This is a genomic window from Alkalibacillus almallahensis, from assembly GCF_011761495.1.
GTDB lineage: Bacteria > Bacillota > Bacilli > Bacillales > Alkalibacillaceae > Alkalibacillus > Alkalibacillus almallahensis.
The window spans coordinates 110,383-127,607 of the sequence record NZ_JAASRU010000001.1 but is presented as its reverse complement, the minus strand read 5'-3'; the positions used below and the strand labels follow the sequence as shown (position 1 = coordinate 127,607).

The window sequence follows — 17,225 nt, the reverse complement described above, 5'->3', positions numbered from 1 at the left end:
CAACTAATGCTCTTACTTATCCAAGTAGCGGAACATCGTTATCGACTTAAGAAGACTTAAGCACTAAAATAATATATCATACACCTTAGTCTGTTTCAACACCTAGCTCGTTTTTTATTTGATTTAATAGCATTATTTCTCGTTCAGTTAATTGTGATTCATCAATCAGATCAGGTCTTCTTTCATAGGTTCGTTTCATGGATTCATATTCTCGCCAATCATCAATTTTTTGATGATTACCTGATAACAAGACTTCAGGTACTTGATGACCACGAAAATCCTGTGGTCGTGTGTAGTGAGGATGTTCTAACCATGGCGTAGAAAATGAATCCTGTTCTGCAGATTCTTCGTTCCCTAATACTTCCGGCAATAACCGAATCACGCTATCGGCCACCACCATAGCTCCCAGTTCACCGCCAGTTAATACATAATCACCAATTGATATTTCATCTGTTGCTAATTCAGTACGAATTCGTTCATCGTAACCCTCATAATGACCGCAGATCATAATCAAATGCTCTTCCTCTGCTAATTCTTCAGCTTTTTGTTGAGTATAAGGTTCACCTTGAGGACAAAGTAAAACAACCCTCGGCTTCGATTTACGTTGCTTTTGTAAATCTTCAACAGCATCAAAAATCGGTTGTGGTGTAAGCACCATACCAGCACCGCCACCATATGGGTAATCATCTACTTTGTTATGTTTATTCGTCGTATAGGTCCGAAAATCAATCAGGTTATAGTCATAGGCACCTTTATCCTTTGCCTTCTTCAAAATAGACGATTCAAAAACACCTTGGAACATTTCAGGGAATAAAGTTAAAATGTCCAATTTCATCATGGGAGTAATCCTTCCATATATTCAATCGTAATCAGCCCATTTTCAATATCTATATCTTTTACGATATCATCAATAAATGGTATGAGGGCATCCTTTGCACCAGGCTCAGGACGATCAACTACCCAAACATCATTTGCGCCAGGTTGCATCACTTCTTTTATCCGACCAAGGTGTTCCCCAGTTGTGAAATAAACGTCACAACCGATAATTTCGAAATAATAGAATTCATCTTCATCCAATTCATGTAGATCTTCAGCACTAACATAAAGTGTCGTTTGTTTTAATGGTTCAACAGACTCCATGGTGTCATATCCCTCGAATGTGAGAAGGTCGAACTGCTTGTGTGCCCGATGAGACTGCACAATGATCTCTACCATCTGATTATTCCAATTCATGAAAAGTCGATTTCCAGTTTCATAACGTTCATTAAAATCCGTAACCGACATGACACGAACTTCACCTTGAACACCATGTGTATTAACAATCGTTCCTACTTTTAAATAATCTTGGTCCATGTATATCACCTATTTATTTTAACAATTTTTCCATCTTGAACGACGATCTCTCGATTACCCATCAGTTCATCCCAGTTATCACCAATTGAAACCTCAACGATTTCTTCTACCTCACGTTCGGTCATTTCACTGCCTAATGGTAATTGATTTAATTGTTCAAGTTGAAATTCATACCACTCGATTGACTGTTGGCGTTTCAACTCTTCTTTAGCAAATTTTTCTTCAACTTTTTGAGGATCAAATTGTTGTTTAAGAAGTTTTTTCTTTTCAAACACGAGTTGATCAATTTCTTTGCGTTTTGCAGAAATTTCATTTTCAAAATGATATTGCAATTTTTCTTTACTGGTCTCAGTTAATACTTGCTTCACTTTGGTTTGACGGATAATTTTCATGAAGATCACCTGTAGTTTATGACTTTAATCCTTGGGCATGCAAAAAAAGGGAAAGGTTTTGAAACCCTCTCCCCCTTTTACATAATATCAACATAAACCTTTTTATGCGTGTCCGAATTAGCGGCATGAACCACTGTACGAACAGCCTTTGCGATACGACCGTTTTTGCCAATCACTTTCCCAACGTCATCTTCATGAACAGTTAAGTGGTAACGGATTTTTTCATCCGTTTCCTCAACGTTAACATGAATCTGTTCAGGATGATCAACTAACGGTGTCACAATCGTTTCAATTAAGGGTTTCATGATATCACAAATCCTTATCCGTTATTTTTTGACTCGTGAAACTTCTTCATGATGCCCTTCTCTGAGAACAAGTTACGTACTGTATCGCTTGGTTGAGCACCTTTAGTCATCCAGTCAAGTGCTTTCTCTTCATTGATTGAAACCTCTGGTGTTTCTGATACTGGATTATATGTGCCAATTTGCTCGATGATACGACCATCACGTGGCGCGCGTGAATCTGCAACAACGACACGATAAAACGGATTACGTTTAGAACCCATACGTTTTAGACGAATTTTAGTTGCCATGTCTTACACCTCCATTAAATATCTTATCACAAGTACAGATTGTAGCAGACAGTTCAAAGCGTGTAAAGTATTTTTGCATGACATATTAAAAATCTTTATTATTTCTATTTAAATAAGCATACTATATTAGCAGGAATTCTGCTATGTTTGTCTAATTATAAACAGTGTAAGCTGAATTCAAGGAGGATTCTAGATGGGATTATTTGATGGATTAATGGGTAATGCTTCAACCGCAAAAGCAGAAGAAGTCGAAGAAGAATTAAGTGACTTATTAATTGATAACGAAAACGTTGACGTGGCCTTTAAATTGGTTCGTGATTTAATCGTTTTTACAGATCGCCGACTAATTATGGTAGATAAACAAGGGATGACAGGTAAAAAGACAGATTATCATTCCGTCCCTTATAACAGCATCTCACATTTTAGCATTGAAACGGCGGGTACCTTCGACCTTGATGCCGAACTTAAAATCTGGATTTCAAGCGGTGCACAGCCAACCATTAGTAAACAATTCAAGAAGGATCACAGCATCTACGACATCCAGAAAGTGTTAGCTTCGAAGTGCACTTGATTTAAGGCAGCTCCTAAAAACAAACACCACTCTATCGCTTATGTCATTCTGCGATACAGTGGTGTTTATATTTTACATAAACGGCAGATTCATGCCGCCTTTTTTACCTTTTTTAGAACTCGTCATTTGTTTCATCATCTTCTTCATTTCTTCAAATTGCTTTAACAAGCGATTCACTTGAGCAACTGACGTTCCAGAACCTTGAGCAATCCGTTTTTTACGGCTAGCATTAATAATACTAGGTTCAACACGTTCTTTTTTAGTCATCGATTGGATAATCGCTTCAATATGGGATAATTGTTTATCATCCACTTGCATGTTCTTCATGCCTTTCATTTTGTTCGCGCCAGGCATCATATTAACTAATTCATCAAGTGGTCCCATATTTTTCACTTGTTCCATTTGTTCTAAGAAGTCTTCAAATGTAAATGATGCAGATTTCATTTTATTCTGCATTTCTTTCGCTTTCTTCTCATCGACTTCTGACTCAGCCTTTTCGATCAGGCTGAAGACATCACCCATCCCTAAAATTCGTGAAGCCATGCGATCAGGATGGAAAGGCTCAAGCTGATCTAACTTCTCGCCCATACCAGCGAATTTGATTGGTTTACCAGTGACAGAACGAATAGAAAGCGCAGCACCACCACGCGTATCCCCGTCAAGTTTCGTCAAGATGACACCACTTATGTCGAGCTGACTATCAAAGCTCTCAGCAACATTAACGGCGTCCTGACCCGTCATTGAATCCACCACTAAGAAAATTTCATCAGGATTCATATTTGTTTTAACTTGTTGTAATTCATCCATTAGATCTTCATCTACGTGCAAACGACCTGCTGTATCAATGATGACATAATCATGATGCTCAGCTTTCGCCTTCTCAATCGCTTCATTAGCAATATCTACTGGATTTGCTACTGTTCCTTTTGAATAAACAGGTAAATCAAGTTGTTCACCGAGTGTTTCGAGCTGATCAACCGCTGCTGGTCGATAGACGTCTGCAGCAACAAGTAGGGGGTTACGATTAGAATTTTTACGCAAATGATTCGCTAATTTACCTGTCGTCGTCGTTTTACCGGCACCTTGCAAACCAACCATCATAATAACGGTCGGTGGTTTATTAGCCACCGCAATTTTACTTTGTTCACCGCCCATCAGTTCAGTCAGTTCGTCACGAACCACTTTAATAACTTGTTGGCCAGGCGTTAAGCTTTCCATTACTTCTTGACCTACAGCTCGTTCTTTAATTCGTTTAATTAAATCTTTTACAACTTTATAGTTAACGTCCGCTTCAAGTAATGCCAAACGGACTTCACGTGTCATTTCTTTAACGTCTGCCTCACTAACTTTACCTTTACCTGTAATCTTCTTCATCGTTTCTTGCAGACGTTCGGATAATCCTTCGAATGCCATATGGCTGACCCCCTAGTCTAGGTTTTCCAATTGTTCTAGTAGTGCTTGAATATCATCATATTTCTGATGAGATAATTTTTGTTTCATCGCTTGAATCAGTTCATGTCGCTTTTCAAAATAACGATATAAACCGAGATGGTCTTCATACTCTTCAAGCATGAGTTCTGTACGTCTTATGTTATCATATACAGCTTGTCTACTGACATGATAAGTTTCGGAAATTTCACCTAGCGAATAATCTTCTAAATAATATAACTCCATATAATTGCGTTGTTTCTCTGTTAATAACTTCTGATAGAAGTCAAATAAATAATTCATGCGTGTTGTTTTCTCTAACATGATGACACTCCTCAGTTATTTTTGTCATCCGAATCATCTTCATCATTTTCAACACGTGTCATCAGATCACCAAATAAACCATAAACAAATTGATGAGCATTAAACGGTTGTAAATCAGTAATTTGTTCGCCTAGACCCACATATTTGACAGGTATATTCAGTTCATTTCGAATAGCCAGCACAATACCACCTCGTGCTGTACCATCCAACTTCGTTAGAACGATTCCAGATACATCTGTCGCTTCTTTAAACGTCTTAGCTTGACTTAAGGCATTTTGACCCGTTGTTGCGTCTAACACGAGTAATGTTTCGTGTGGTGCATCAGGGATTTCTCGCTCGATTACTTTATGAACTTTAGACAATTCTTTCATTAGATTCACTTTGTTTTGTAAACGACCAGCCGTATCACAAAGTAAAACGTCTGCACCTCTCGATTTGGCTGCTTGAATGCCATCGTAAGTGACAGCTGCAGGATCAGCTCCTTCACTATGCTTAATGACATTAACACCAGCACGCTGGCCCCAGATATCCAGTTGGTCAATCGCACCAGCACGGAATGTATCACCGGCAGCCATTACCACTGATTTCCCTTCTTGTTGTAACTGGTAAGCCAGCTTTCCAATTGAAGTTGTCTTACCTACACCATTAACACCTACAACTAATATAACGGTTAAATCGCCTTCTTGAATATTTAGCGCTTCAAGTGATTCATCATCATCACCATAGTAAATCTCGACTAACTTTTCAGAGATGACTTCCTTTACTTCCTCTGTATCTTTTATATTACGACGTTTTACTTCCATCTCTAATTCTTCAATAAACTCCATGACTGTATTAACGCCAACATCTGCTGAAATTAGAATTTCTTCTAGCTCTTCAAAGAATTCCTCATCAACTTGACGATAACGCGCCACTAGATCATTAACTTTAGTCGTAAATGAGTCTCGTGTCTTACTTAAACCATCTTTAAATTTATCAGTTACTTCTTCTGTTTGTTTGCTTACTTTATCTTTTAACTTTTTAAAGAAACTCATCGTACCTTCCTTTCTACTACACCCATTACATTCTAATTATATATCATCTCTTCAGTCTCTTCCAATTTAACTGATACCATCTTTGATACACCTGACTCTTGCATCGTAACGCCATAAAGAACATCGGCATACTCCATTGTCCCTTTACGATGTGTAATCACGATGAATTGTGTTTGTGCGGAAAATTCTTTTAGATATTGAGCAAAACGAATAACATTTGCTTCATCTAAAGCAGCTTCAACTTCATCTAGTACACAGAACGGAACAGGTCTAACGCGTAAGATCGCAAATAACAATGCAATTGCAGTAAGAGCTCTTTCTCCACCTGATAAGAGACCAAGCTGTTGTAGCTTTTTCCCTGGTGGTTGAGCGATGATATCGACACCCGTTTCTAATAAATTGTCCGGGTCTGTCAGTTTCAGTTCAGCATGTCCACCACCAAATAAAGACTTAAATACTACTGTAAACTGTTCTTGAATTTGGCTGAACGTTTCACTAAATTTACGCACCATTTCTTCGTCCATCTCACCAATGATGCCATTTAATGTTTCTTTAGCTTCTAGTAAATCATTACGTTGATCAGTCAAGAATGTATAACGTTCTTGAATGCGATCATATTCTTCTATCGCACCAAGATTGACGTGACCTAGTGCTTTAATATCTTGTTTAATCGTCTGTACCGATTGTTTTGCTTCTTCAATATCATCTGATGGTCCATATTCTGACTTCGCCCGTTCAAATGTCATAGCATATTCATCTTGCAATTGTTGCAGACGATTTTCAAGTTCAACATCTAAGCGATTTGCCTGAACTTCTTGTTTCTGTAATTGTTGGCTTTTCTCATCGTATAAACGATTTTTTTCTTTCACCTCACGTTCTAGGTCATCTTTCAACTGACGTTGTTGCTCACGTTGCTCTTTGGCGTCATCTAATTGTGTATTAACTTTGACTAAGCGCTCACGATGGTTACTTAATGAGTCCGATAAACCTTCGACCGTTTCAGCTTTTTCATGTGATGTTTGTAATTCATGCAATTCTTGTTCTAATTGTTCTTTTTGTTGCTTTTCTTCTTCTAAAGATCCTTTCAATTGCTCCAAGCGCTCTTCTTGGTTACGGACATCACTATCTTGTTCAGCTAGTTTAATTTGCAAATGATTAAGTTGATCTTGCTGCTCGTCTTGCTCAGCCTTATAAGAAGATTGATTCTCAGTTAAATCATCAATTCGCTGCTTTAATATTGCTGCTTGTTCATCTTGATTCGAAAGTGTTTCATTTAATTGCTTCAACTGTGTCTGAAATTGATTTTTATCATCTTCATATTGTTTCGTTTCTTGATCATACACTTCTAATTGGTTGTTAATATGATCTAACTGGATACGGTTCGATTGTTTAGCTTGTTCGACTTCTTGTAAAGATTGATTCAAAGTGTCACATTGTTTTTCAGCATCAAGACATTCTTGTTTGATTGTCTCTAATTGTTGACGTTTAGATGATAAACCTGATTTAAATTGTTCTGTTTTTGTTTCATATTCTTGCAACTTTGTCTGAACATCTTCTAATTCGCGCTCACGGGTAAATAACGAAGCTTGTTGATTTTGCTTCTTAGCACCACCGCTCATTGAACCACCTGGATTGACTACATCACCTTCTAAGGTCACCAGTCGGTGGCGATGATTAATAGCTTTAGCCATAGCGTTAGCATCTTTAAGTGTTTCAGCTACGATTATATTACCTAATAAATTATCTGCGATTGAACGATAGGTATCCTCTACTGTCACAAGTTCTGAAGCCACACCAATAAATCCGTCTAAATTCTTCACAGTATTATAGACCTGGTCACCTACCCAGCGTGATTTCATAGTCGTTAATGGGAGTAACGTTGCGCGACCACTTTTAGCTTGCTTTAAAAAGTGGATCGCATCACGAGCATTTTTATCGTTTTCAACAACAATATGCTGCGCTTGTCCACCTAAAGCTGTCTCAAGGGCCGTCACATAATTCTGATCAACATCGATTAATTGGGCAACTGCGCCATGAACTCCTGACAACTTCCCTTTTTCTTTCGCTTGTAAAATCGATTTAACTCCGTAATAAAACCCACTATAAGACTCTTTCATGTCTTCTAACATATCTTTTTTCGAACGTAATTGTTCAATCATTCGATAGGCTTGGTTAAGTTTATCGTCATCAGCTTGAATTTCTTCTTGTAAAGCGTCACGTTTAGATTTTTGATCCTCGAAAATATCGCGTTTCGTTTGCAATTCTTTATTTAGCTCAGTTTCTTTTTGTTCATTTTCTGCTAAAGTTTTTTCAAGTTGTTCACGTTCATTTAACATTTCGTTGAAACGCGTGTCTAACCGTTCTTTTCGTGCTTCTAACTGCTCTAATTGTTTATCAATAGAATGTTTCTCATTTCGATTAGCTGCTTGATCATTCAGAAGATCAATATATTCAGCTTTCAGTTGCTCGATGGTGTCTTCGATGTTTTCATCTCCAGACGCCATAGCTCGCTTGAGTTCCTTGATTTGATCTTTTGTTTCTTGGCGCGATGATTTTAGTACATTTAACCTAGATTGATAATCGTCAAAATCAAGTTGAAGTTGATCGATTTGATTTTGATGTGATTCAATGGATTGCTCGAGCTTTTCCTTACTTTCGTCATAATGCTTAAGCCGTTCAACTAAAACATTCTTCTGTCCTTCAAGTTGTTCAATCTCTTGTGTTAACGACAGTTTCTCATCTTGTAACTTGTTAATTTGTTGTTCTAATTGATTAATGGTATTGGTCTTGTCTTCTAAGTTTGCTTCATCCTGTTGAATCACCGTTTTTTCTTCGGTCAATGCCGATTTAAGTTGTTCAATGGAATTTAATAATTGTTCCCAATCTTGATGAATGGTTTCTATTTCTGCTACAAGTAATGAAACTTCAACTTGTTCTAACTCATCACGCTTAGTCATGTATTCTCTTGCGATATCAGCCTGCTCTTGAAGTGGTTCTAGCTGACCTTCGATTTCATGAATGATATCTTCAACACGACTTAAATTATCTTCTGTTTCATCGAGTTTCTTTTGGGCGTTTAATTTACGTTTTTTATATTTCAATACACCTGCTGCTTCTTCAAAAATACTACGACGTTCTTCTGATTTAGAGGATAGAATTTCTTCAACTTTTCCTTGGCTAATGATTGAAAAGGCTTCCTTCCCTAAGCCAGAATCCATAAATAAATCTGTAATATCTTTTAAGCGACAAGGTTGTTTGTTTAATAAGTATTCACTATCACCTGAACGGTAAACACGTCTTGTGACCGCTACTTCATCATAATCAATTGGTAATTGATGATCATGGTTATCTAAAACAAGTGTTACATCTGCAACGTTTAGCCCTTTTCGAGTATCGCTACCCGAAAAAATGACATCTTCCATTTTCGAGCCACGTAGGGATTTAGCAGATTGTTCACCTAATACCCAACGGATGGCATCAGTAATATTCGATTTGCCACTTCCATTGGGACCAACAACTGCTGTCACTCCTGGAACAAAATCGACTGATACACGTTCCGCAAATGATTTAAATCCGACTGTTTCAAGTTTTTTTAGGAACATGACTTTATACACCTACTCATTTCATGCTACACTTTAATTTATGTATACGTTAATTAATATCTATGGTCTGTTATAATTTAGAATTGTTTTAATTCTTAAACTCTCATAGTTGTTGAATTGTGAGAAGCGAAGGTGGCGACTCCTGCGGGAACAGCACGTGTCTCGAGACCCCGCAGGCCATGCCTTTGGGCCGAGGAGGCTCGAGCCGTGCCCGCGGAAAGCGTCCACCGAAAGCGAATCACAATATCAACAACGGACTTTAGCATAACCAATTATTAAAATAATTGTTCAATCAACGCTATGATTGTCAACCTTTACATTTTATCATAAATGAAGAGCTCACAGAAGGCTCAATACAACGAATAGGAGAAGTGATTTTATGAATTTAAACGAACCAACAGAAGAAAACCTAACATACATCATTGAAGACTTAGCTCAAGAACTACAGGTGTTAAATGCTGCCCTATTAAAACCAGGCGATTATGATCTTGATCATTACTATGATATTAAGGACATTTACGACATGGTTAAAGCTCAAGGACAAGTAAGCGTGGCAGAAATCAATGCTATTATCAATGAACTAAGTAAATATCGTAAGTAAAAAATGACCAGCCTATTGTAGGTTGGTCATTTTTTATCGTTAATCTGTTTGTTGTAATGCTTCTTTCGCTGCTTCTTGTTCTGCTTCTTTTTTTGAACGACCGCGTCCCTCACCAATTTGATTATGATTTAAGAAAACACCTGCAATAAATTCACGATTATGATCAGGTCCTTGCTCATCAATTATCTGATACGAGACATTCTGGCCTTTCTTTTGCATTTTTTCTTGTAGCTTGCTTTTATAATCCATCACATGCGAAAAAGCACCAGGTTCAATACTTGGGAAAATATTTTCTTCTAAAAATGCTAGGGCTGTTGTAAAACCTTGATCTAAATAAATTGCACCCATTAAAGCTTCAAAAGCATCTGCTAAGATAGCCGAACGCTCTCTGCCACCAGATACCTCTTCACCTTTCCCGAGTAATAAATATTGCCCTAAAGATAATTCTCGATTAAATTGTTCAAGCGATGGTTCACAAACGATATTAGCACGAAATTTAGTTAATTCCCCTTCGCTCATGTGAGGGTATTGTCTAAATAAGTATTGTGATACGGCTAATTCTAATACAGCATCACCTAAAAATTCTAATCGTTCATTATCTTCTAATGATTGGTCTCGATGCTCATTAACATATGATGTATGCATAAAAGCTTGTTTTAATAATGATTCGTTTTCAAAATAAAGATTAAAACGTTCTTGAAATTGTTTGATATCCATATCGTCACCTTTTCTAATAGAAAATGAGGATGACATCATGAGCCATCCTCTACTTTCTCAGTTACTGACTGCTGTTTATGTAATTAACAGCATCACCTACTGTATTAATTTTTTCTGCATCTTCATCAGAAATTTCTAAATCAAACTCATCTTCAAGCTCCATTACAAGCTCCACAACGTCTAATGAGTCTGCTTCTAAGTCATCTTTAAATGAAGCATTTTCAACTACCTTTGATTCGTCTACGTCTAAACGTTCAACGATGATTTTTTTGACACGATCAAATACGTCTGCCATGTCGTTCACCTCCCTTCAAAGAACTATAATAACTTTACTATTACATGACCATACCACCATCAACATGTAAGGTCTGGCCAGTCATGTACTTCGCATCATTAGAAGCTAAAAAGCGAACTACGCGAGCGACATCTTCCGGGTCACCTAGACGATTAAGCGGAATCATATCATACATTTGTTGCTTCTGCTCGTCTGTTAAATCCTCAGTCATATCTGTTGCAATAAAACCAGGAGCAACAGCATTAACATTAACATCCCGCGCAGCTAATTCTTTTGCTACTGATTTTGTCATACCAATCACACCAGATTTGGCTGCTACATAATTAACTTGTCCAGGATTACCCATGACACCAACAATTGAAGCAACATTAACAATCTTACCGCCACGTTGCTTCATCATTTGACGTGTCACGCCTTTAATACAATTGAACACACCTTTAAGATTCGTGTCAATAACTTCGTCAAATTCTTCTTCTTTCATACGCATTAACAAATTATCTCTTGTTATTCCTGCATTATTCACCAAAATATCTACAGAACCAAATTGATCGACTGTTTGTTTGATCATGGCGGTAACTTCTTCAGAACTTGAAACGTTTGCTTGATATGCTATCGCTTCTTGTCCAAATTCTTTAATCTCTTCAACGACTTCATCGGCTCTCGCTTGATTACCAGCATAGTTAACGACAACATTAGCACCATTTTTGGCTAATTCCAAAGCAATCGCTCGGCCAATACCACGTGAGGCACCTGTTACAAGCGCTGTTTGACCCTCTAGCATTATGATTCCTCCTTTAAGTCAGCAATAAACGCGTTCAATTGCTCAACGTCTTGAATATTATAAATTGTAGCCCGTCGATGCACTTTTTTCACCAGACCGGCTAACACTTTACCGTGTCCTATTTCTACAAAAGCATCAACGTCTTGTTCGACCATGTTTTCAAGTGTTTGTTTGAATTTCACAGGGGAATATAATTGTTCTATTAAAAGAGAACGTATGGTTTGCTCATCTTGTGTCGGTTCTGCTGTCACATTAGCATAAACAGGAATAGCAGCCGACTGAATTGAAATTTCATCTAAGATTGCTTTAAATTGATCACTAGCTGGTCGCATTAAATCTGAATGAAACGGTCCACTCACATTTAATGGTAACGCGCGTTTTGCACCAGCTTCTTTTAACTTTTCGATTGCTTCATTAACACCGGATACCGTTCCGGAAATAACCGTTTGACCAGGGCAATTATAATTGGCGACATTAACTGTTTCGCCAGCTTCACTTACAGTTTTCGTAATCTCATGAATGGTTTCATCATCTAATCCTAAAACAGCTGCCATTGTACCTTGACCGCTCGGCACTGCTTCCTCCATCAATTTACCGCGTTTGTTAACAATTTGAATCGCATCTTCAAACGAAATGGAACCAGCAGCATATAAAGCTGTATATTCTCCTAAACTATGTCCTGCTACCATGTCTGGTTGAATACCTGCTTGACGAATTTGTTCTAAGATCGCAACACTATTTAATAATAAAGCTGGTTGAGCATTCTCAGTTTTTGTTAACGTTTCTTCTGGTCCATTTAACATTAAATCAGATAATTGATAACCTAAAACATCATCCGCACGCTTAAATAATGCTTGTACATCATCAAATTGATCATAAAATGCTTGGCCCATTCCAACTTCCTGAGAGCCCTGACCAGGAAATAAAAAGGCTAGTTTAGTCATTTTGTGACTCCTTTCCTTCATTCATTACTTCGACATCTTGTTGAATTAAATGAGTAACATCTTGATCAACAATGCTATGTGTTTGTTTAATCGCACTAAATATCGCTCTACCATTTGATGAGCCATGCGCTTTGATAACTGGTGCTGCTAAGCCGAAAAGTGCCGCACCACCATACTCTGAATAATCTAATTGATCTTTAATACCTCTTAAATCTGACTTAACCATACCAGCTGCTAATTTGGATTTGAGGTTTTTGGAAAAAGCAGATTTAATCATTGAAAACATCGACATAGCCGTACCTTCTATTGACTTCAAGGCAATATTACCTGAAAAGCCATCAGTCACGACTACATCAGCAACACCTTCTAATAAATCTCGCGCTTCGACGTTGCCTACAAAGTTAATTGGGGCTTCTTCCAACATTTCAAAAGCTTGTTTGGTTAATTCAGTCCCTTTACCATCTTCTGTTCCGACATTTAATAAACCTACGCGTGGTGCTTTTACTTGTCTAACATTTTCAACGTAGACTGATCCCATAATACCGTATTGCATTAAGTGTTGGGCTTTCGCTTCTACGTTGGCCCCAACATCTAATAACAGAAATCCGCTTCCATCAATAGTTGGTAACGTTGGACTTAAAGCTGGTCTCTCGATTCCTTTGATTCGACCGACTTTGAATAATCCAGTACTCATTAACGCACCCGTATTACCTGCTGAAATACAAGCATCAGCATCACCATTTTTTACCGCTTCAGCCATTAAGACCATTGAGGAATTCTTTTTCTTCTTAACGACTCGAGCAGGTTCATCATCACTTTCGACTTTTTCTGTAGTATGGTGAATCGAGATTCGTTCAGATGCTCCATTTAAGAGCGGATTGATTTGTTCTTCATCACCGAATAAAATAAATTCTACTTCACCGTAATGACTAACAGCTTCTTTTACACCCTCAACTACAGCATTTGGAGCGTTGTCACCGCCCATGGCATCTATTGCAATTTTCATATCGGTTAACTCCTTTTATTCATCAGTTGATCGATACATATGAAAGCGACCATGAAAGACGACTTCTTCATCAACGTAACTCGTAACGTCCACAATCGTGTGGCCTTTATCATCATCACCTTGTACTTTCGCCTTCGCAATCACTCGCTCATACAATTTTACAGGACGAGTGAACCGTATATCGGATTGCGATGTTAAAGCCAAATCATCATCTATAACGGCAACAGCAAGTGAATTAGCTTGAGCAAATAAATGATGACCTCTGGCGATTTGATTGCGTGAAAATACGTGTTCAGAACTAATATCAATCAGTGATATAGCTGATTGGTCTAATTCTAAATGTACAACTTCACCAATTACTTCATCCAAAGGTAGTGCTTTAACGGTTTCATCCCATTGTTTTTCGGCAACATATTTAATACGCTCGCGTAATTCTGGAATTGATAATTCTAACCGATCTAGACGGATCGTTTGAATACTCACACCGAATTTATTAGCTAATGCTTCATCTGTAATAAACGGTGTTTCATCAATCAGCTGTGTCAACTGTTCTTGCCGTTCTTTTTTCTTTTGTTTCATGTCATACACCGTCCATTTTATGACTAGGTCCTAATAGTAATATATAATACGTCACCGTTAGATGCAAACATTAATCAAAAATTCGTTCTTGGATTAATGGATCGGATTCAATCAATTGTTTTAATTCACCGTAATCTGGATTGTTCTCTAATCGATTCTCTTGCATGACACGGACTGCGTCTTGCCTTGCGACTTCTAAAGCACGGTAATCTTCTACAATATTCGCAACTTTAAATTCTGGAAGACCACTCTGTCTTTTGCCAAAAAAGTCGCCTGGCCCACGAATTTGCAAATCATGCTCTGATAACTCAAAACCATCAGTTGTTTCACTCATAACACGCATACGTTCTTGTCCGTTTTCAGTTTTAGGATCTGACATCAAAATACAATAACTCTGATCACTACCACGCCCTACACGACCTCGCAATTGATGTAACTGCGCTAATCCGAATCGTTCAGCGTCGTAAATGACCATCGTCGTGGCATTTGGAACATTCACGCCAACTTCTATCACTGTAGTTGAAACAAGCAATTGGATTTCATTGGCTGCGAATTGTCGCATGATATCCTCTTTCTCTTGAGCACTCAGACGACCATGCATAAGACCTACGTGAATAGAGTCTGGCATCACTTGATTTAATGTTTCATAAATTTCAACTGAATTTTGAATATCTAATTGATCTGATTCTTCTATTAAGGGGCAAATCACATAAGCTTGTTGTCCCTTACCAATCTGGTCAATCAAAAACTGGTGAATTCGTTCTGTCATTTGATGCTTAACCCAATATGTTTCAACAGGTAACCGTCCTTCTGGTAACTCATCAATAACAGATACGTCCATATCACCAAATGAAGTGATGGATAGTGTTCTCGGAATTGGTGTTGCTGTCATAAATAACACATCAGGGGTTAAGCCTTTATCACGCAATGTTTTGCGTTGTTCTACACCAAAGCGATGCTGTTCATCAATAATGACTAATCCTAATTGTTTAAAGATCGTATCATCTTGAATAAGAGCATGCGTTCCCACTAATAGATCGACTTCACCATTAGCCAATTCTTCTAAGATCGCTTCTCGTTTTTTACCTTTAATCGATCCAGTTAATAAACGAATTTTAAGCTGATCGCCGAATAAGTCATTAAGAGAATCCTCATGTTGTTCAGCTAGTATTTCGGTAGGAACCATTAGAGCTCCTTGTTGTCCTGATTGCGTTGTTGCATATAAAGCAATGGCTGCAATGACTGTTTTTCCGGAACCAACATCACCTTGTAAAAGACGATTCATTCGTGTCTCATGCTTTAAATCGTTCAGAATTTCGTCTAGAACCCTCAACTGACTCTGGGTTAATTGGAAAGGTAAAGCATCGATAAACGTTTGAACTTTTTCTTCGTTATAACTCTTTTGAGTTCCGATTGATTGAGCTTTGTTCTCTTTTCGAATATATTGCATTTTTAATTGAAATAGAAATAATTCTTCATAAATAAACCGGCGTCTAGCATGTTTTAAAGAGGTTTGTGAATCGGGTTGATGTAAATGACGAATAGCTTCTTGGCGTACTGGTAATTTATAGTCTTGTAAGTATTGTTCAGGTAATATTTCCTCGATTTCTTGTAAAGAGGATTTCAAAGCATAGCGAATTAATTTTTTAAGTTGATAGACTTTTAAATTCCCTTTTGTATGATACACCGGTTCTATTGATTCTGCTTCATCAAATGACTTAGGATGATACTTATGTACAGTTAATTGTAAACGGTGCATATCCCATTTGCCTGTGAGTGTCACAGTTTCACCTGGAATTAGCTTATCTTTTAAGAAATTTTGATTAAAAAACACAGCCTTTACTGCTACGACACCAACTTGAATGGTACAAGTCAGTCGTGATTTTTTCTTACCAAAAAACGACACATTTGGTTGTGAAACGACTTCGCCTTCAATCGTCGCCACTTCTTCATGCTCAATATCTTCTAAATTCTTCAGTTCTAAGAAGTCATAACGAAAAGGAAAGTGGAAGAGTAAATCTCCCACTTTCGTAATATCAAGCATTTCTAACTGTTCCTTTGTTTTATCACCCACATTGGGGATGATTTCAACTGACTCTTCTAACAACGTTAATCACTCACTTCCCATAGCAGGACCAAACACTTTTTTCGCCAACTCTCGGCCTGTAGGCGTAGCAGCTAAGCCACCTTCTGCTGTTTCTTTTAAAGCTGGTGACATGCTTTCGCCAATACGGAACATAGCTCCAATCACTTCGTCTGTTGGAATTCGACTAGTTACACCAGCTAACGCTAAATCGGCTGAGACAATCGCTTGGGATGAACCCATCGCATTTCGTTTAACACATGGGACTTCAACTAGACCGGCAACAGGGTCACAAACTAATCCGAGCATATTTTTAAGTGTAATGGCCATTGCTTCAGCAGATTGTTGAGGTGTTCCACCAGCCATTTCGACCGCTGCCGCACTTGCCATACCAGCTGCTGAACCGACTTCCGCTTGGCAACCACCTGCAGCGCCAGAGATCGAGGCATTATTGGCAACCACCTGACCGAATGCACCTGAGGTAAATAAAAATCGTACCATTTGTTCACGAGTAGGATTTAACCGGGGTTTTAATCCAAATAGTACGCCTGGAACACAACCTGCACTTCCTGCTGTAGGCGTTGCACAAATCGTACCCATCGCCGCATTCACTTCATTTGTCGCCACCGCTTTACTAACAACATCTAATAGCATATTTCCTGACAATGATTCCTGTTCAGCCATATACTTTTGGATTAAAACGGCGTCACCACCTGTTAAACCAGATTTGGACTCAACCCCTTCTAATCCATCTTCTACGGATTTTTCCATAATATCTAAGTTACGTCCCATTTCAGCAAAAATTTCTTCACGAGGCTTTCCTGTTTCATCAACTTCTTGACGAATCATCACCTCTGATAATGAAATCCCATCTTCTTCAGCTTTTTGGACGAGCTCACTTACATTTTGAAACATCATGCTGT

Annotated in this window: 19 protein-coding genes; 2 read left to right on the top strand and 17 right to left on the bottom strand. The window is 38.1% G+C overall.

Annotated elements, in window-relative coordinates:
* Nucleotides 1-85: 85 nt before the first annotated feature.
* The 5 genes from trmD to rpsP form a co-directional block, all read right to left on the bottom strand.
* Nucleotides 86-835 (bottom strand): tRNA (guanosine(37)-N1)-methyltransferase TrmD, encoded by a 750-nt coding sequence (gene trmD, locus FHR85_RS00660; RefSeq protein WP_167260498.1) that lies wholly within the window; start codon nt 833-835, stop codon nt 86-88.
* Entirely contained in the window at nt 835-1,353 is a 519-nt protein-coding gene (rimM, locus tag FHR85_RS00655) for a ribosome maturation factor RimM (protein WP_167260013.1), read from the bottom strand. Before rimM ends, trmD begins: the two co-directional genes overlap by 1 nt.
* A 5-nt stretch (nt 1,354-1,358) precedes the next feature.
* Entirely contained in the window at nt 1,359-1,745 is a 387-nt protein-coding gene (locus FHR85_RS00650) for a YlqD family protein (protein ID WP_167260011.1), read from the bottom strand.
* Between the two features lie 77 nt (nt 1,746-1,822).
* Entirely contained in the window at nt 1,823-2,050 is a 228-nt protein-coding gene (locus FHR85_RS00645; RefSeq protein ID WP_167260009.1) for a KH domain-containing protein, read from the bottom strand.
* Between the two features lie 14 nt (nt 2,051-2,064).
* A complete protein-coding gene (gene rpsP / locus FHR85_RS00640) occupies nt 2,065-2,337 on the bottom strand; it encodes a 30S ribosomal protein S16 (protein WP_167260007.1) in 273 nt (90 codons plus the stop codon).
* A 193-nt stretch (nt 2,338-2,530) separates the two neighbouring features.
* Between rpsP and FHR85_RS00635 the strand changes: the two genes are divergently transcribed.
* The gene (locus FHR85_RS00635; RefSeq protein ID WP_167260005.1) at nt 2,531-2,908 is read left to right on the top strand and encodes a PH domain-containing protein; all 378 of its coding nucleotides are present in this window, start codon (nt 2,531-2,533) and stop codon (nt 2,906-2,908) included.
* A 72-nt stretch (nt 2,909-2,980) separates the two neighbouring features.
* Here FHR85_RS00635 and ffh read toward each other — a convergent pair whose 3' ends face one another.
* The 4 genes from ffh to smc are packed head-to-tail and all read right to left on the bottom strand — an operon-like array spanning nt 2,981 to nt 9,296.
* Nucleotides 2,981-4,321, bottom strand: coding sequence for a signal recognition particle protein (gene ffh, locus FHR85_RS00630; RefSeq protein ID WP_167260003.1), 1,341 nt, complete (start codon nt 4,319-4,321; stop codon nt 2,981-2,983).
* A gap of 12 nt (nt 4,322-4,333) precedes the next feature.
* Nucleotides 4,334-4,660: a putative DNA-binding protein gene (locus tag FHR85_RS00625; protein ID WP_167260001.1), complete on the bottom strand. Its 327-nt coding sequence runs from the start codon at nt 4,658-4,660 to the stop codon at nt 4,334-4,336.
* An 11-nt stretch (nt 4,661-4,671) separates the two neighbouring features.
* Nucleotides 4,672-5,694, bottom strand: coding sequence for a signal recognition particle-docking protein FtsY (gene ftsY, locus FHR85_RS00620; protein ID WP_167259999.1), 1,023 nt, complete (start codon nt 5,692-5,694; stop codon nt 4,672-4,674).
* A 32-nt stretch (nt 5,695-5,726) separates the two neighbouring features.
* The gene (gene smc, locus FHR85_RS00615; RefSeq protein WP_167259997.1) at nt 5,727-9,296 is read right to left on the bottom strand and encodes a chromosome segregation protein SMC; all 3,570 of its coding nucleotides are present in this window, start codon (nt 9,294-9,296) and stop codon (nt 5,727-5,729) included.
* A gap of 379 nt (nt 9,297-9,675) precedes the next feature.
* Between smc and FHR85_RS00610 the strand changes: the two genes are divergently transcribed.
* Complete coding sequence (locus FHR85_RS00610) at nt 9,676-9,897, top strand: DUF1128 domain-containing protein (protein ID WP_167259995.1); 222 nt, start codon at nt 9,676-9,678, stop codon at nt 9,895-9,897.
* A gap of 39 nt (nt 9,898-9,936) precedes the next feature.
* On the opposite strand, the gene rnc is transcribed toward FHR85_RS00610, so the two are convergent.
* The 8 genes from rnc to sdaAA form a co-directional block, all read right to left on the bottom strand.
* Nucleotides 9,937-10,650 (bottom strand): ribonuclease III, encoded by a 714-nt coding sequence (rnc, locus tag FHR85_RS00605; RefSeq protein ID WP_243864117.1) that lies wholly within the window; start codon nt 10,648-10,650, stop codon nt 9,937-9,939.
* Between the two features lie 25 nt (nt 10,651-10,675).
* Complete coding sequence (locus FHR85_RS00600; protein ID WP_167259993.1) at nt 10,676-10,909, bottom strand: acyl carrier protein; 234 nt, start codon at nt 10,907-10,909, stop codon at nt 10,676-10,678.
* A 40-nt stretch (nt 10,910-10,949) separates the two neighbouring features.
* The gene (gene fabG, locus FHR85_RS00595; RefSeq protein ID WP_167259991.1) at nt 10,950-11,690 is read right to left on the bottom strand and encodes a 3-oxoacyl-[acyl-carrier-protein] reductase; all 741 of its coding nucleotides are present in this window, start codon (nt 11,688-11,690) and stop codon (nt 10,950-10,952) included.
* A complete protein-coding gene (gene fabD, locus FHR85_RS00590; protein WP_167259989.1) occupies nt 11,690-12,634 on the bottom strand; it encodes an ACP S-malonyltransferase in 945 nt (314 codons plus the stop codon). Before fabD ends, fabG begins: the two co-directional genes overlap by 1 nt.
* Nucleotides 12,627-13,640, bottom strand: a complete 1,014-nt coding sequence (plsX, locus tag FHR85_RS00585; RefSeq protein WP_167259987.1) for a phosphate acyltransferase PlsX — start codon at nt 13,638-13,640, stop codon at nt 12,627-12,629. The genes fabD and plsX overlap by 8 nt, the downstream gene beginning before the upstream one ends.
* A 15-nt stretch (nt 13,641-13,655) precedes the next feature.
* A complete protein-coding gene (gene fapR, locus FHR85_RS00580) occupies nt 13,656-14,219 on the bottom strand; it encodes a transcription factor FapR (protein WP_167259985.1) in 564 nt (187 codons plus the stop codon).
* 70 nt (nt 14,220-14,289) lie between these two features.
* Entirely contained in the window at nt 14,290-16,326 is a 2,037-nt protein-coding gene (gene recG / locus FHR85_RS00575; RefSeq protein ID WP_167259983.1) for an ATP-dependent DNA helicase RecG, read from the bottom strand.
* Between the two features lie 6 nt (nt 16,327-16,332).
* Entirely contained in the window at nt 16,333-17,217 is an 885-nt protein-coding gene (sdaAA, locus tag FHR85_RS00570; protein WP_167260493.1) for an L-serine ammonia-lyase, iron-sulfur-dependent, subunit alpha, read from the bottom strand.
* Nucleotides 17,218-17,225 lie beyond the last annotated feature (8 nt).

Bases quoted from the DNA above. Each gene is read 5' to 3' on its own strand.
- FHR85_RS00650 (WP_167260011.1), bottom strand. From the start codon at position 1,745: ATGAAAATTATCCGTCAAACCAAAGTGAAGCAAGTATTAACTGAGACC.
- smc (WP_167259997.1), bottom strand. From the start codon at position 9,296: ATGTTCCTAAAAAAACTTGAAACAGTCGGATTTAAATCATTTGCGGAA.
- fabD (WP_167259989.1), bottom strand. From the start codon at position 12,634: ATGACTAAACTAGCCTTTTTATTTCCTGGTCAGGGCTCTCAGGAAGTT.
- trmD (WP_167260498.1), bottom strand. From the start codon at position 835: ATGAAATTGGACATTTTAACTTTATTCCCTGAAATGTTCCAAGGTGTT.
- fapR (WP_167259985.1), bottom strand. From the start codon at position 14,219: ATGAAACAAAAGAAAAAAGAACGGCAAGAACAGTTGACACAGCTGATT.
- FHR85_RS00645 (WP_167260009.1), bottom strand. From the start codon at position 2,050: ATGAAACCCTTAATTGAAACGATTGTGACACCGTTAGTTGATCATCCT.
- FHR85_RS00625 (WP_167260001.1), bottom strand. From the start codon at position 4,660: ATGTTAGAGAAAACAACACGCATGAATTATTTATTTGACTTCTATCAG.
- fabG (WP_167259991.1), bottom strand. From the start codon at position 11,690: ATGCTAGAGGGTCAAACAGCGCTTGTAACAGGTGCCTCACGTGGTATT.
- rpsP (WP_167260007.1), bottom strand. From the start codon at position 2,337: ATGGCAACTAAAATTCGTCTAAAACGTATGGGTTCTAAACGTAATCCG.
- plsX (WP_167259987.1), bottom strand. From the start codon at position 13,640: ATGAAAATTGCAATAGATGCCATGGGCGGTGACAACGCTCCAAATGCT.
- ffh (WP_167260003.1), bottom strand. From the start codon at position 4,321: ATGGCATTCGAAGGATTATCCGAACGTCTGCAAGAAACGATGAAGAAG.
- FHR85_RS00610 (WP_167259995.1), top strand. From the start codon at position 9,676: ATGAATTTAAACGAACCAACAGAAGAAAACCTAACATACATCATTGAA.
- FHR85_RS00600 (WP_167259993.1), bottom strand. From the start codon at position 10,909: ATGGCAGACGTATTTGATCGTGTCAAAAAAATCATCGTTGAACGTTTA.
- rimM (WP_167260013.1), bottom strand. From the start codon at position 1,353: ATGGACCAAGATTATTTAAAAGTAGGAACGATTGTTAATACACATGGT.
- FHR85_RS00635 (WP_167260005.1), top strand. From the start codon at position 2,531: ATGGGATTATTTGATGGATTAATGGGTAATGCTTCAACCGCAAAAGCA.
- ftsY (WP_167259999.1), bottom strand. From the start codon at position 5,694: ATGAGTTTCTTTAAAAAGTTAAAAGATAAAGTAAGCAAACAAACAGAA.
- rnc (WP_243864117.1), bottom strand. From the start codon at position 10,650: ATGTCATCCTCATTTTCTATTAGAAAAGGTGACGATATGGATATCAAA.
- sdaAA (WP_167260493.1), bottom strand. From the start codon at position 17,217: ATGTTTCAAAATGTAAGTGAGCTCGTCCAAAAAGCTGAAGAAGATGGG.